General features: G+C 74.3%; 10 protein-coding genes. 2 read left to right on the top strand and 8 right to left on the bottom strand.

The genetic code is table 11. From position 1 onward, the window contains the following. Window positions 1-18: 18 nt before the first annotated feature. A complete protein-coding gene (locus tag IQ279_RS11695; protein WP_206348341.1) occupies window positions 19-1,278 on the top strand; it encodes a PP2C family protein-serine/threonine phosphatase in 1,260 nt (419 codons plus the stop codon). 62 nt (window positions 1,279-1,340) lie between these two features. Here IQ279_RS11695 and IQ279_RS11690 read toward each other — a convergent pair whose 3' ends face one another. The 6 genes from IQ279_RS11690 to IQ279_RS11665 form a co-directional block, all read right to left on the bottom strand. Next, window positions 1,341-3,683 carry a xanthine dehydrogenase family protein molybdopterin-binding subunit gene (locus IQ279_RS11690; protein WP_206348340.1) on the bottom strand — a complete coding sequence of 781 codons (2,343 nt, stop codon included), beginning with the start codon at window positions 3,681-3,683 and terminating at the stop codon, window positions 1,341-1,343. Next, entirely contained in the window at window positions 3,680-5,203 is a 1,524-nt protein-coding gene (locus tag IQ279_RS11685) for a 2Fe-2S iron-sulfur cluster-binding protein (protein WP_206348339.1), read from the bottom strand. Before IQ279_RS11685 ends, IQ279_RS11690 begins: the two co-directional genes overlap by 4 nt. Further along, window positions 5,200-6,060 carry an FAD binding domain-containing protein gene (locus tag IQ279_RS11680; protein WP_206348442.1) on the bottom strand — a complete coding sequence of 287 codons (861 nt, stop codon included), beginning with the start codon at window positions 6,058-6,060 and terminating at the stop codon, window positions 5,200-5,202. The genes IQ279_RS11685 and IQ279_RS11680 overlap by 4 nt, the downstream gene beginning before the upstream one ends. 345 nt (window positions 6,061-6,405) lie before the next feature. Beyond that, a complete protein-coding gene (locus IQ279_RS11675) occupies window positions 6,406-8,136 on the bottom strand; it encodes a beta-N-acetylhexosaminidase (RefSeq protein ID WP_206348338.1) in 1,731 nt (576 codons plus the stop codon). A gap of 324 nt (window positions 8,137-8,460) precedes the next feature. Further along, entirely contained in the window at window positions 8,461-8,748 is a 288-nt protein-coding gene (locus IQ279_RS11670; RefSeq protein WP_093654114.1) for a DUF3039 domain-containing protein, read from the bottom strand. Between the two features lie 121 nt (window positions 8,749-8,869). Further along, on the bottom strand, window positions 8,870-9,430 hold the full coding sequence (locus IQ279_RS11665; RefSeq protein WP_206348337.1) for a YqgE/AlgH family protein: 561 nt from the start codon (window positions 9,428-9,430) through the stop codon (window positions 8,870-8,872). A gap of 227 nt (window positions 9,431-9,657) precedes the next feature. On the opposite strand from IQ279_RS11665, the gene murA reads away from it, so the two are divergent. Continuing rightward, window positions 9,658-10,986: a UDP-N-acetylglucosamine 1-carboxyvinyltransferase gene (murA, locus tag IQ279_RS11660; RefSeq protein ID WP_206348336.1), complete on the top strand. Its 1,329-nt coding sequence runs from the start codon at window positions 9,658-9,660 to the stop codon at window positions 10,984-10,986. A 118-nt stretch (window positions 10,987-11,104) separates the two neighbouring features. Here the strand turns inward: murA and IQ279_RS11655 are convergent, their stop codons facing one another. Both IQ279_RS11655 and IQ279_RS11650 read right to left on the bottom strand, forming a co-directional pair. Further along, the gene (locus IQ279_RS11655) at window positions 11,105-11,386 is read right to left on the bottom strand and encodes an HU family DNA-binding protein (RefSeq protein WP_093654109.1); all 282 of its coding nucleotides are present in this window, start codon (window positions 11,384-11,386) and stop codon (window positions 11,105-11,107) included. A gap of 314 nt (window positions 11,387-11,700) precedes the next feature. Then, window positions 11,701-13,134: an NAD-dependent malic enzyme gene (locus IQ279_RS11650; protein ID WP_206348335.1), complete on the bottom strand. Its 1,434-nt coding sequence runs from the start codon at window positions 13,132-13,134 to the stop codon at window positions 11,701-11,703. Between the last annotated feature and the right edge of the window lie 268 nt (window positions 13,135-13,402).

The raw sequence follows: 13,402 nt of genomic DNA, 5'->3' as shown, positions 1-13,402 counted from the left end.
CGGCGAGGGGAGTTGACGATGACGGTCGAGTACGACACCGAACGGGGCACCCACACGGGGATCCTGGCGGCGGCGGAGGCCGCGTCGCCGGTGGAGTCCGTCGACGTGGTGGCCCGGGAACTCAAGCGGCGTTTCGGCGCGACCTCGGTGTCGTTCCTGATCACCGACCTGGCACGGCAGTCGGTGGTGCGGATGAGCACGGCGGGCGAGATGGGGGCGGGCGAGAGCACGGAGACCGTCCCGCTGTTCGGGACCGTCTACGGCGACGTGATCCGCACCCAGCGGCTGCGGCTGGCCGACTCCGTCGACGGGGACGGGGGGCAACGGGTGATCGTCCCGGTCACCAACCGCGGGGACTCCATCGGTGTGCTGGAGGTGCGCGTTCCGGCCGGTCCGGACCGCAGAACGCTGCGGGAGATCAGCCGGGCCGCCCACACACTGGCCTACATCGTCATCGCCAACCAGCGCTTCACCGACCTCTACCAGTGGGGGCAGCGGACGGCCCCGCTCAGCCTGGCCGCCGAGATCCAGCACAATCTGCTGCCCTCCTCGCTGTCGTGCGAGGCCGCGCAGTTCGCGGTGGCCGGGGCCCTGGAGCCGGCGGGCAACGTCGGCGGCGACACCTTCGACTACGCCCTGGACCGCGACACCCTGCACCTGTCCGTCACCGACGCCATGGGCCACGAGGTGAACGCCGCAATGCTCGCCACCCTGCTGGTCGGCGCCCTGCGGGGCGCGCGCCGCGCGGGCTGCGACCTGGCGGAGCAGGCACGGCGGGCCCACCGGGCCATGGTCGACCACAGCGGCGGTGCCATGGCGACGGGACTGCTGCTGCGGGTGGGCCTGCGCGACGGCCGGGTCGCACTCGTCAACGCGGGACACCCCTGGCCCCTGCTGCTGCGGGACGGCAGGGTGGAGGAGGTCGGGCTGAAGGTCAACCTGCCCTTCGGGGTCCCCTCGCAGCGCCTGTACGAGGTGCAGGTGATGGAGCTGCGGCCGGGCGACCGGCTGGTCATCCTCACCGACGGGATGCTGGACCGCCGCTCCCGGCTCGTCGACCTGCCCGCGCTGCTCAAGGACACCCAGCAGCTCCATCCGCGCGAGGCGACCCAGATCCTGACCATGGCGGTCCTGGACGCCAACCGGGGTGAGCTGAAGGACGACGCGACCGTGATGTGCCTGGACTGGTACGGCCCCGAGCCGGTGCGCCGCGACGCGCAGACCGGCGCCAGCCTCACCCAGGCCTCCCCGTCCCTGTTCCCCCGCCCCCGGGGCTGAGCCCGGACAGGACCGGGCGGACAGGACGGGCGGACAGGGGGGAGGAGGGGGCCGGCGGAAGGTCAGGGACCGGCCACCGCGGCCTGCGGGCGGATCGGCAGCCTGTTGACCGGGCGACCGGTCGCCGCGCGCACCGCCGCCGCCACCGCCGCCGGGGAGACCACCACGGGCACCGCGCTGACCGACTTCGCGCCGAAGGGCGCGACCACGTCCCGTTCCTCCACCAGCTTCACGATCCGGATGTCCGGGGCGTCCAGCGCGGTCGGCAGCGGATAGGCGGTCAGATCGGGATGGCGCACCACCCCGCGCGAGACCCGCAGATGCTCGGTGAGGGCCGCGCCGACGCCCTGGGTGACGCCCGCCTCGATCCGGGCGCGCAACTGCTGGGGGTTGAGGACCCGGCCCACGTCCTGGGCCACGGCCATCTCCACCACCCGGACCGTGCCCAGCTCCACGTCCACGTCCACCACGGCCCGGATCGCGGCGAAGGCGAGGCTGACGAAGGCGTCGCCCTGGCCGGTGTCGTCCAGCGGCTCGGTGGGGTGGGGGCGGCACTGGGCCGTGGCCCACAGCTCCTTGCCCTCCAGGGCCTCGGCGACGGTGGTGCTGAGCACCCCGTCGTAGGAGGTGATCCTGCCGTTGGCGATGGTCAGCAGCTCGGTGGACATCCCGAACTTCGCGGCCAGCGGCTGGAGGAGCTGGGTGCGGACCATCTTCGCGGCCCGCTCCACCGCGCCGCCCGAGACCCAGGTGTGGCGTCCGCGCGCACCCGGTCCGGCCGGGGGCTGGTCGGTGTCGACGGCGACGACGTGCACCTCCTCGACGCCGAGGACCTCCTGGACGATCTGCCGGGCGAGGGTGGAGAAGCCCTGTCCGGTCTCCACGGCCGCGCACATCACCGTGGCGACGGGCCCGTCGACCTTCACCGTGGCCGTGGACACCTCGTCGGCGCCCTCCGCCCCCAGCATGTGGACCATGCCCAGCGCGAAGCCGATACCGCGCCGCACCGCGCCCGGATCGCCCGCGCCCTCGGGCCCGCCGGGCAGCAGCCACTCATCCGGACCCGGGGCGCCGTCCGCGCCGTCCGCGGGCAGCGGCGGCAGGGGCGCCTGACGCACCGCACGCAGCAGTTCGGCCACGGGCGCGGGGCAGGTTACGGTCTGGCCGGTGGGCAGCAGGTCGCCGGTGGCCATGGCGTTGCGCATCCGCAGCTCGACCGGGTCCATGCCCAGCCTGGCGGCGAGCTTGTCCATCTGGCCCTCGTACGCGGCGCACACCTGCATCGCGCCCTCGCCGCGCACATGGCCCGACGGGGGGTTGTTGGTGCGCACGGCCCAGCCGTCGATCACGGCGTGCGGCACCACGTACGGGCCGGCGGCGAAGGAGACGGCGGCGGCCAGCGCGTCGGCGGAGTCGTCGGCGTAGGCGCCGGCGTCCAGCAGTATCTGCGCCTCGACCTTGACCAGGCGGCCCTCGGCGTCGGCGTGGTGGCGGTAGCGCAGCAGGGTGGGGTGGCGGTGGGCGTGGCCGAGGAAGGACTCCTCGCGGCCGGCCGCGAGCTTGACCGGGCAGCCCGTCCTCATCGCCAGCAGGCCGAGCGGGAGCTGCACGCTCAGGTCCTCGCGGTCGGCCATGGCCCCGGGGGCACCGGTGACGACGACCTTGACCTGCTCGGGACGGAGCCCGAAGCAGGCGGCGGCCAGGTCGCGGTCGGTGTGCGGGTCGGTGGAGGCGGTGTAGATCTCCACCCCGCCGTCGGTGCGCGGCACGGCGAGCGCGGCCTCGGCGCCGATGGGGGCCGGGTCCTGGCGGCCGATGCGGTACAGGCCCTCCACGACCACCTCTCCGGTGGCGGACTCGTCGCCGTAGCGCAGGGGGATGTGCCGGATCAGGTTGCCGTCGGGGTGGATCGGCTCGGCCTCGAAGGCCTTCTCCGGATCGGTGACCGGCTCCAGGACCTCGTACTCGACCGCGATGGCGGCGGCGGCCAGCCGCGCGGTGTCGGGGTGGTCGGCGGCGACGGCGGCGATGGGCTCGCCGTGGTGGCGCACCGTGTCCCGGGCGAAGGCGGGCCGGTCGGCGACCCGGCGGCCGTGGGTGGCGTCACCGGGCACGTCCTCGTGGGTGATGACGGCCCGCACCCCGGGCATCCCGGCGGCCGGCGCGGTGTCGATGGAGACGATGCGGGCGTGCGGGTGAGGGGAGCGCAGCACGGCGGCCCACAGCAGCCCTTCGGCCCACAGGTCGGCGGCGTAGGGGAAGGTCCCCTGGACCTTGGCGAGCGCGTCGGCGGGCTGGAGCGATGCTCCGAGTCCGTACCGCGCCTGCTCGCTCTCCCCTCCCGCGGCCGTGCCGGTGAGGGGCACTTTCTGGGCCGGGGTGGCGGTCACCGCGTCGCTGCTCACTGCGCGCCTCCGTCCTGCGGCGGGTCGTGGTGGGTGCGGGGCGAGGCCGGTCCGGCCTGGTGCGGGATGTGGACGCGGGAGCCGTCGCCCCGCTCCCCGCCGTCGCCGGTGCGGCCCGCGGCCTCGGCCTCACGGGCCTCGGCGAGCGCGGCGGCCGCGGCCTCGCGCTCGGCGACGACCGTGCGGACGGCGTCGAGCACGCCCCGGTAGCCGGAGCAGCGGCAGAGGTTGCCGCTGACGGCCTGGCGGGTCTCCAGTTCCGTCGGGTCGTGGTTGCCCTCGAGGAGGTCGTGCAGGGTCATCGCCATGCCGGGCACGCAGAAGCCGCACTGCACGGCGCCGCATGCGGCCAGCGCCCGCTGCACGTCGCACGGCGTGCCGTTCCTGGCCAGCCCCTCGACGGTGCGGATCTCGGATCCGGCGGTGGTCGCGGCGGGCACCAGGCAGGAGGCGACCAGACGCCCGTCGACCTGGACGGAACAGGCCCCGCACTCCCCCTGCGAGCAGCCGTCCTTGGCGCCTGCCAGGCCGAGGCGCTCACGCAGCACGTAGAGCAGGGACTCGCCGATCCAGGCATCGGTCACGGGCCGCTCGGCCCCGTTGACGCGCAGGACGTACGAGACGTGCGGGTGCTCACTGTCGACCTCGGCGGCGCGCGGCGCGGAGGAGTCGGCGGGCGGGTCCGCCGGCGGCTCCCCGGTGTCCGGCGCGTCCGACGTGCCCGGCGCGTCCTCGGCCTCCGGGCGGGCCTCGGGGCCCGCATCCGCCGCCTCCGCCGTCTCCGGTTCCTGCGCCTCCTCCGGCTCGTGCGCCGTCTCCGGCTCGTGCGCCTCCTCCGGCTCGCGGACCGGCGGCGGCTCGGGCACCCGCCCGGCCGCCGCGGCGGCCAGGTACTCGCCGGAGTCGTCGGGGCTGCCCGCCGCCGCGAACGGGATCGACCACTGGCCGGTCGCGCCGGGCGCGGGCACCGCGTTCCAGTCACCGCCGGAACCTTCCGCCGACGCCTGCGTCTGCGCCTGATGGGCGCCGTCCTCCTGCGGACGGCGCTGCTGCCGCGCCTCGTACGAGCCGGCCAGGGCCGCCGCGGCTCCCTGCCCCATGGCGGCGGCCGCGCCCGGCGCCGGGGTCTGCTCCTGCCCGGGCCGCGGGGGTTCCCCGGAGGGACCGGGGTCCGCGGGCTCCGCCCGGCTTCCGGCGAACGGCATGGTCCACTGCACAGGGGCCGCCGGGTCGGTGGTGGGCTCCGGGGTCGGCGGCACCTGGGCCCGCGGGGCCTGATGGGCGCCGGGGTCGATGGCGGGCGGCTCCCAGCCGTGTCCGGTGCCCGGCGCGGCGAGCGGTTCGGGCATGCCGCCGGACCCGTCGGCGGGACCGTACTGGTACGGGCCCGGCAGGTTCTCGGGAAGCTGTATGAAAGCGGTGGAGTCGCCGTCGTACTCGCCTCCCCAGCCGCTCTCGGGGGCCGCGGGGGGTACGGGCCGGCCGTCCTGCCGGAACGGCTCCTGCTGGTCGTTGCTCATGCGAGTGCCCTCCCGAGCCCCCGTCGGGCCAGTGTCGCCACCGTGCGCCGTACGTGCAGTGCCGCGGGCGGAAGCACGGGGGCCTCCTCCCCGCCCTCCGGGGCGGGGGGATCGGGGATGCAGGCCATGGCGACGTAGTCGCCGAACGCGGCCAGCGCCTCGGGGGCCAGGGCCCGTCGTCCGTCCCAGTCGATGAGCGATGCCACCCACTGCTCGGCCTCCACCGGGCGCAGCGGCATCGGCGCGACGGCGCCGACCGCGCAGCGCACCCCGCGGCGGACGGGGTCGAGCACAACGGCGACCGAGGCCAGCGCGCGTCCGGGGCCGGTGCGGCCGGTGGCCTTGAGGAAGGTCTGCGGGGCGTGCAGCAGCGGCACGCGCACATAGCCGACGATCTCGCCGGGCCGCAGCATCTCCATGCCGGTCAGCAGGTGGCTGACGGGGATCTCGCGCAGCGCGCCGCCCGACCCCGCGATCAGCACCGTGGCCTCCAGCGCGGCCAGGACGGGCAGGGAGTCGCCGGTGGGCGCGGAGGTGACGATGTTGCCGCCGAGCGTCCCGGCGTTGCGGATCTGCGGCGGTCCGGCGGCGCGGGCGGCGGCGGCCAGGGCGGGGATGAGGGCCGCGAAGTCGGGGCGTCCCATGCGGGCGTGTGTGAGGCCGGCGCCGAGCAGCGCGTTGCCGTCCTGGTACTCCCAGCCGCGGATCTCGCTGATCCGGCCCAGGCCGACCAGCGCGGCGGGCCTCAGCAGCCCGGAGTTCACCCCTGACATCAGATCGGTGCCGCCCGCGACGGGCACGGCGGCAGGCGTGGCGGCGAGAGCGGCCACGGCCTCGTCGAGCGTGGCCGGCAGCATGACCGGCTGCGCCGCCCGTGGTGCGTGCGGTGCGTGCGTGCTCAATCCAGCGCCCCTTCCCCGGTCGTCCCGGCTGCCCAGCCGTACCGTACGTGCTGGGAACCCGGACGTGGCAACTCTGGCACATTCCGGGGGGTCGCCGGAGCCGGGGTCCGTGAAGGGAGCATCCGTCCCTGACCTGGCCGATGGCCCGCTTTTGCCGGTTGTCACCGAGACAGGTGCCTTGCCACTCCTGGGAGACCTTGTACTACTTTATAAGGGCCGTTTCGGGCACCGTCCCGGAGCGGTCCGGGGTTCGACCCGGAAGCCGGGGCGGGGCGGGCCCGGGCGCTCGGTGACCGGCCCTCAGGACATCCGCGGCGGCTCCGGGAACGGTCGCCCCGCGATGCCGGGGCGGCGCTGCCACGGGTGCGGCCCGGAGGGCGGCCGGTAGGCCACGCCCAGCGCGTCGAGGCGGGCGTAGTGGGCGGCGGCCATCCGCCGCTCGAAGTCCCCGAACCGCCTCCCGGGGTCCCCGGAGACGTCCGCCCCGCTCCGGGCGGCCGGTCCCGACCACACCGCCTCGGCGAAGGCGGCCAGGCGAGGGAAGGCCTGGTAGTCGGCGCGCCGCTGGTCGTCCACGACCTCCGTCCACAGGTTGGCCTGCGCTCCGAGGACGTGCTCCGCCGCGCCGGTGCCCGCGAGTTCGGGCGGCACGGGGTCGAAGCCGTGGACGTCGCGCAGGGTGCGCACGTATCCGATGGGCACCGGTTCGTCCTCGCCGCCGTCCTGCCGGTGGTCTAGGTAGACCTCCTGCTCGGGGCACATCACCACGTCGCGCCCGGCCCGTGCGGCGGCGACCGCGCCCGCGCGGCCCCGCCAGGAGGAGACCACCGCGCCGGGGCCGAGCCCCGTGCCCGCGCCGGCCGTGCCGCCGGTGCCGTTCGTGCCGGCGCCCAGGATCTCGTCCCATCCCACGAGGCGGCGCCCGCGTTCGGCCAGCCAGCGGTCGAAGTGCCTCACGAACCAGCCGTGGAGGGCGTCCACGCCGTCCAGGCCGAGCCGCTCGGCCCGCGCCCGCGCGGACGGCGAGCGCCGCCACTGGTCCGCGGGGCACTCGTCGCCGCCGATGTGCACGAACTCGCCCGGGAACAGCTCCAGCACCTCCTCGAACACCCCCTCGTAGAAGCGGAGTACGTCCTCGGTGGGGGCCAGGACCTCGGAGCTGACGCCCCAGTCGTCCCACACCCCGGGGACCCTTTCCCGGGCGTCGGCGTTGCCCAGCTCCGGGTAGGCGGCGACGGCCGCCTGCGAGTGGCCGGGCAGGTCGATCTCGGGGACGACGGTGATGTGGCGCCCGGCGGCGTGGGCGACGATCTCCCGGATGTCGTCGTGGGTGTAGAAGCCGCCGTGCGGGCGCATGTCCCACAGCGGGGAGGCCCGGTGCCCCAGCCTCGTACGCCGGCGCCATGCGCCGACCTCGGTGAGCCGGGGGAAGCGCTCGATCTCCAGGCGCCATCCCTGGTCGTCCGTCAGATGCAGGTGCAGTACGTTGAGTTTGTGCGCGGCCAGCAGGTCGATCCAGCGCAGGACACCGTCCTTGGGTGTGAAGTGCCGGGCGGTGTCCAGCATGAAGCCGCGCCAGGCGAAGCGGGGCGCGTCGGCCACCCGTACGCAGGGCAGCGACCAGGTGCGGCCGGGCAGCGGCGCGCGGCGGTGCGCGGCGGGGCCGAGGAGCTGCCGCAGCGTCTGGGCGCCCCAGAAGACGCCGGGGGCCGCGCCGCCGCGGATCTCGGCGCCGCCGCCGGTCACGTCCAGCCGGTAGCCCTCGGGGCCGAGTTCGGCGGCGACCACCTCGTCCAGGCGCAGGCTCACGACGGCGCCGCGACCGCCGCCCGCACCCTCCCCGCCGCCTCTGCCGTCCCGGCCCGCCGGCGGCAGGGGCAGGCCGGTGGCCGCGGCGAGGGCGGTGCGCAGCCAGTGGGCGGCCCGCCCGGTGCCGGGGCCGGCGTCGAGCACCGTCCGCTCGTCGAGCACCAGCCGTCCGCCGCCGTCCTCGACGGAGCGCGGCAGGGGGACCAGATCGGGCTCGTACATGCCCGGTTCTCCTCGCATGTTCCGCGGGCCGCGCGAGCCGTCGGCGCGTGCCCTCGTCCTCGGCGCCCCGCTTCCGGGCGACCTCTGAAGAAGCGGCGTTGCATCCTGCGCAACGCCTGTTTCGTCATGCACAACTGCGCAGGAGAGTAGGGCAACCGGGGACGGCTCACAAGGCGTCCCGGCCGAGCCCGGACGCCTGCCCGGAACGCACGGCGGCCCCCGGAACGCACCGGGGTGCGTTCCGGGGGCCGCTGAAGGAGTGACGGGCCCTGCGCGGGGCGGATCAGGGCCGGACGGAGGAGGGGAGGCCGCCGGGGGACGGCGTCACTTCTTGCCGCCGCCGTCCTTGCCCTTGTCGCCACCTGCTCCCATGGACTCGTAGATCTCCTTGCACATGGGGCAGACCGGGTACTTCTTGGGGTCGCGCCCCGGGACCCAGACCTTGCCGCAGAGCGCGACGACGGGGGTCCCGTCGAGCGCGCTGGCCATGATCTTGTCCTTCTGGACGTAGTGGGCGAAGCGCTCGTGGTCGCCATCGCCGTGGGACACCTGCGGGGTGGGCTCGACGAGGGTGCCGGTGCCCGTCCCGCGCTCGGGCTCAGGAGTGCTCATGGGCCCCAAGGGTACTGCGACCGCCCCCGCGGGCACCCGGACCCGCCCCGCCCGGAGCAGCGGGCCGGGCCGCCGGGGCGCGCCTCGAAAGTCCCGTCTGCGGGGCGGCGCCGTGCGCGCCCTAGTTCAGCGAGGGGTCGTCGGGATAGGTGGCCACCATCGCCAGCTCGCTGCGCTGGCGGCGCAGCACGGACCGCCACAGCCGCTCCGGTTCGGGCGCGAAGACGTCGCCGGGTTCGGACTCCACCACGTACCAGGCGCCCTCCTCCAGCTCGTTCTCCAGCTGGCCCGGCCCCCAGCCGGCGTAGCCGGCGAAGATCCGCAGCGAGCCCAGTTCCGCGGCCAGCAGTTCGGGCGGCGCCTCCAGGTCCACCAGGCCGATGGCCCCGTGCACCCGCCGCCACCCCAGCGGACCCTCGCTCCCCGGGATGACGGCCACCCCGAGCGCCGCGTCCAGCGAGACGGGCCCGCCCTGGAAGACCACGCCCGGCTCCCCCGCCAGCGCGGCCCAGGGCTCCAGTACGTCGCCGACGTCCACGGGCGTCGGCCGGTTGAGGACGATGCCGAGCGAGCCCTCCTCGTCGTGGTCGAGGAGCAGCACCACCGCACGGTCGAAGTTCGGGTCGGTCAGCGCCGGCGTCGCGACGAGCAGCCGCCCGGTGAGCGAGGTCACCTCGGTCATGCCCCAATGATCCCGCACTCCGGGCCCGGGCGGGGGCCCGAATCCCGGACAACACCGCGGAGCGGCCCGCGCACGGTGTGCGATCGGGCGCAGCCCGGCGCCGGTGCGGGGCGCGCCCGCCCGCCCTCCGGCCCCGTCCGCGCCCCGGACGGACGGATACGGCCCGGGCGTACGGCCATTACCATTCCCTGTGCCCCTGCTCTTCTTCATCCTGGAACGCGAGGCCCATGACCGGCACCGACGACGTACTCCTTGTCCACGGCGGCACACCGCTGGAGGGTGAGATCAGAGTCCGGGGCGCGAAGAACCTCGTGCCCAAGGCCATGGTCGCCGCACTGCTCGGCAGCGAACCGAGCAGGCTGCGCAACGTCCCCGAGATCCGCGACGTGCGGGTCGTCCGGGGCCTGCTCGAACTGCACGGCGTCACCGTGAGCAAGGGCGAGGAATCCGGTGAGCTGGTGCTCGACCCCTCCCACGTGGAGAGCGCCAACGTCGCCGACATCGACGCCCACGCGGGCTCCTCCCGCATCCCGATCCTCTTCTGCGGCCCCCTGCTGCACCGGCTGGGCCACGCCTTCATCCCCGGCCTGGGCGGCTGCGACATCGGCGGACGCCCGGTGAACTTCCACTTCGACGTGCTGCGCGAGTTCGGCGCGACGATCGAGAAGCGCGCCGACGGCCAGTACCTGGAGGCCCCGCAGCGGCTGCGCGGCTGCAGGATCAAGCTGCCGTACCCGTCGGTCGGCTCCACCGAGCAGGTCCTGCTGACGGCCGTGCTGGCCGAAGGGGTGACCGAACTCTCCAACGCCGCCGTGGAACCGGAGATCGAGGACCTCATCTGCGTACTGCAGAAGATGGGCGCGATCATCTCCGTGGACACCGACCGGACGATCCGCATCACCGGGGTGGACAAGCTCGGCGGCTACAACCACCGAGCCCTGCCCGACCGCCTGGAGGCCGCCTCCTGGGCGAGCGCGGCGCTGGCGACCGAGGGCAGCGTGTACGTGCGCGGCGCCAGCCAGCGCGAGATGATGACCTTCCTCAACACCTACCGCAAGGTGGGCGGCGAGTTCGAGGTCGACGACGACGGCATTCGCTTCTGGCACCCCGGCGGCGCGCTCAAGGCCATCGCCCTGGAGACGGACGTGCACCCCGGCTTCCAGACCGACTGGCAGCAGCCGCTGGTGGTGGCCCTGACCCAGGCGTCGGGCCTGTCGATCGTCCACGAGACGGTGTACGAGTCGCGGCTGGGCTTCACCTCCGCCCTCAACCAGATGGGCGCGCACATCCAGCTCTACCGCGAGTGCCTGGGCGGCATGCCGTGCCGCTTCGGCCAGCGCAACTTCCTCCACTCGGCGGTCGTGTCCGGCCCCACGAAGCTCCAGGGGGCCGACCTGGTCATCCCGGACCTCCGCGGCGGCTTCTCTTACCTGATCGCCGCCCTGGCGGCCCAGGGGACCTCCAGGGTCCACGGGATAGACCTGATCAACCGGGGCTACGAGAACTTCATGGAGAAGCTGCCGGCGCTCGGCGCGCGCGTCGAACTGCCCGCCTGACCGCCGGCCTGCCCCCACCGCCTCCGGGGCCGGGGCCGGGCCCGGACGACGCGGAGGGCGGTCACCCTCTCGGGGTGACCGCCCTCGTGCATGCGCCTGTGTGGTGCCGCGCCAGGGCTCACTTGCCCTTGGCGGCCTCCTTCAGCTTGGAGCCCGCGGAGACCTTCACGCTGTAACCGGCGGGGATCTCGATCGGGTCGCCGGTCTGCGGGTTGCGCGCGGTGCGAGCGGCACGGTGGGTGCGCTCGAAGGTCAGGAAGCCGGGGATGGTGACCTTCTCGTCGCCCTTGGCGACGACCTCGCCGACGGTCTCGGCGAACGCGGCCAGCACAGCGTCGGCGTCCTTGCGGGTCACCTGGGCGCGCTCGGACAGCGCTGCCACCAGCTCACTGCGGTTCATAATTCGTACTCCCGTGTTTTTCTTGCCTGTGAGGCATGAGATCGAAGCCGATGCTGCCAGGGCCCTCGGACAGTCCCCGGACCCGGGTCTGCTGCCAGACCTTCCGCGTCCGCGGGGGCGCCCCCAGGACGCAGCCCTCGGGGGAGCATCCTGCCCCTACCTGCGGTGGTAATGCCAATCCGGCGCCCTGCTGCATCACCCGGGGGACGCCCGTGACACGCTACGATTACGCTCAGTAGCAACCCTTGGTGCGGCTTTCGCCACCCTAAGGGGCCATCCGGGTGGGATGCCCCCGACTCGCCGGTCCCATGCGCTCAGGGCACCGTGGTGGTCGTCACAGACTCACCGGCCGCGATGGCCGCCTCCCGCACCGCTCCGGCGACCGCGCCGGCGACCCTGTCGTTGAAGACGCTCGGGATGACGTAGTTCGCGTTCAGCTCGTCCTCGTGCACCACGTCGGCCAGCGCCCGCGCCGCGGCCAGCATCATCTCCTCGTTGACCGTGCGCGACTGGGCGTCGAGCAGGCCCCGGAAGACGCCGGGGAAGACCAGCACGTTGTTGATCTGGTTGGGGAAGTCCGAACGGCCGGTGGCCACCACCGCGGCGGTCCGGCGGGCGACCGCCGGGTCCACCTCCGGATCGGGGTTGGCGAGCGCGAAGACGATGGCGCCGTCGGCCATCGCCGCCACGTCCTCGGCGCCGAGGACGTCCGGGGCTGAGACGCCGATGAAGACGTCGGCGCCGAGGACGGCCTGCTTGAGCGTGCCGGTGACGCCCTCGGGGTTGGTGTTGTCGGCGATCCAGCACAGCGGCGAGTCGGGGGCGGCGTCCACCAGGTCCGCGCGCCCGGAGTGCACCACCCCGTGGATGTCGGCGACCACCGCGTGCTTCACCCCGGCGGCCAGCAGCAGCTTGAGGATGGCCGTGCCGGCGGCCCCGGCGCCGGACATCACCACCCGCACGTCCTCGATGCGCTTGCGGACGACGCGCAGCGCGTTGGTCAGCGCGGCCAGCACCACGATGGCGGTGCCGTGCTGGTCGTCGTGGAAGACGGGGATGTCCAGCGCCTCGCGCAGCCGCGCCTCGATCTCGAAGCAGCGGGGGGCGGAGATGTCCTCCAGGTTGATGCCGGCGAAGCCGGGGGCGACGGCCTTGACGATCTCGACGATGGCGTCGGTGTCCTGGGTGTCCAGGCACAGCGGCCAGGCGTCGATGCCCGCGAAGCGCTTGAAGAGGGCCGCCTTGCCCTCCATGACCGGCAGCGCGGCCTTCGGCCCGATGTTGCCCAGGCCCAGCACGGCCGAGCCGTCGGTGACGACTGCGACGGAGTTGCGCTTGATGGTCAGCCGGCGGGCGTCCTCGGGGTTGGCCGCGATCTGGGTGCAGACCCGGGCCACGCCGGGCGTGTAGATCATGGAGAGGTCGTCGCGGTTGCGAATGGGGTGCTTGGACGCCATCTCGATCTTGCCGCCCAGGTGCATCAGGAAGGTCCGGTCGGAGACCTTGCCGATGGCGATGCCCTCGACCTCCCGCAGCTTGGCGACGATCTCGTCGGCGTGCGCGGTGGAGGAGGCCGCGATCGTGACGTCGATGCGCAGCCGCTCGTGGCCGGAGGCGGTGACGTCGAGGCCGATGACCGAGCCGCCGGAGGACTCCACGGCCGTGGTGAGCTGGCTGACCGCCGCGCCTCCGGCGGGCACCTCCAGGCGGATGGTCATCGAGTACGAGACACTGGGCGCCGTTGCCATGGCCGGATTCCTCTGCTTTCCGTGGTGCTGTGCCGCACACCGGCCTCCTCGCCGGATCGCGTCACCCGATCGTCGCACCTACCGACCGGTAGCAGGTAACCGGCTCCGGAAGGCGGAAAGCCTCTCCCGCCGGGGACCGCACGCCGTGGAACGCGCGGCGCGGTCCACCGTGTGACATGCGGCACGCGGCGGACGCCGGACCCCGGGCACACGGACGAGGGGTCCGCACCGCCTTCCGGCGGTGCGGACCCCTCGGATCCACGTCTGT

This window comes from Streptomyces verrucosisporus, assembly GCF_017114865.1.
Taxonomy (GTDB): Bacteria; Actinomycetota; Actinomycetes; order Streptomycetales; family Streptomycetaceae; genus Streptomyces; species Streptomyces fenghuangensis.
Note: the sequence above shows the minus strand (reverse complement) of the source record. Positions and strands in the feature narration are given on the sequence as shown.

Coding starts and splice junctions, on each gene's coding strand:
- IQ279_RS11680 (WP_206348442.1), bottom strand. CDS start 6,060: ATGCTGCCGGCCACGCTCGACGAGGCCGTGGCCGCTCTCGCCGCCACG.
- IQ279_RS11685 (WP_206348339.1), bottom strand. CDS start 5,203: ATGAGCAACGACCAGCAGGAGCCGTTCCGGCAGGACGGCCGGCCCGTA.
- IQ279_RS11655 (WP_093654109.1), bottom strand. CDS start 11,386: ATGAACCGCAGTGAGCTGGTGGCAGCGCTGTCCGAGCGCGCCCAGGTG.
- murA (WP_206348336.1), top strand. CDS start 9,658: ATGACCGGCACCGACGACGTACTCCTTGTCCACGGCGGCACACCGCTG.
- IQ279_RS11650 (WP_206348335.1), bottom strand. CDS start 13,134: ATGGCAACGGCGCCCAGTGTCTCGTACTCGATGACCATCCGCCTGGAG.
- IQ279_RS11665 (WP_206348337.1), bottom strand. CDS start 9,430: ATGACCGAGGTGACCTCGCTCACCGGGCGGCTGCTCGTCGCGACGCCG.
- IQ279_RS11695 (WP_206348341.1), top strand. CDS start 19: ATGACGGTCGAGTACGACACCGAACGGGGCACCCACACGGGGATCCTG.
- IQ279_RS11670 (WP_093654114.1), bottom strand. CDS start 8,748: ATGAGCACTCCTGAGCCCGAGCGCGGGACGGGCACCGGCACCCTCGTC.
- IQ279_RS11675 (WP_206348338.1), bottom strand. CDS start 8,136: ATGTACGAGCCCGATCTGGTCCCCCTGCCGCGCTCCGTCGAGGACGGC.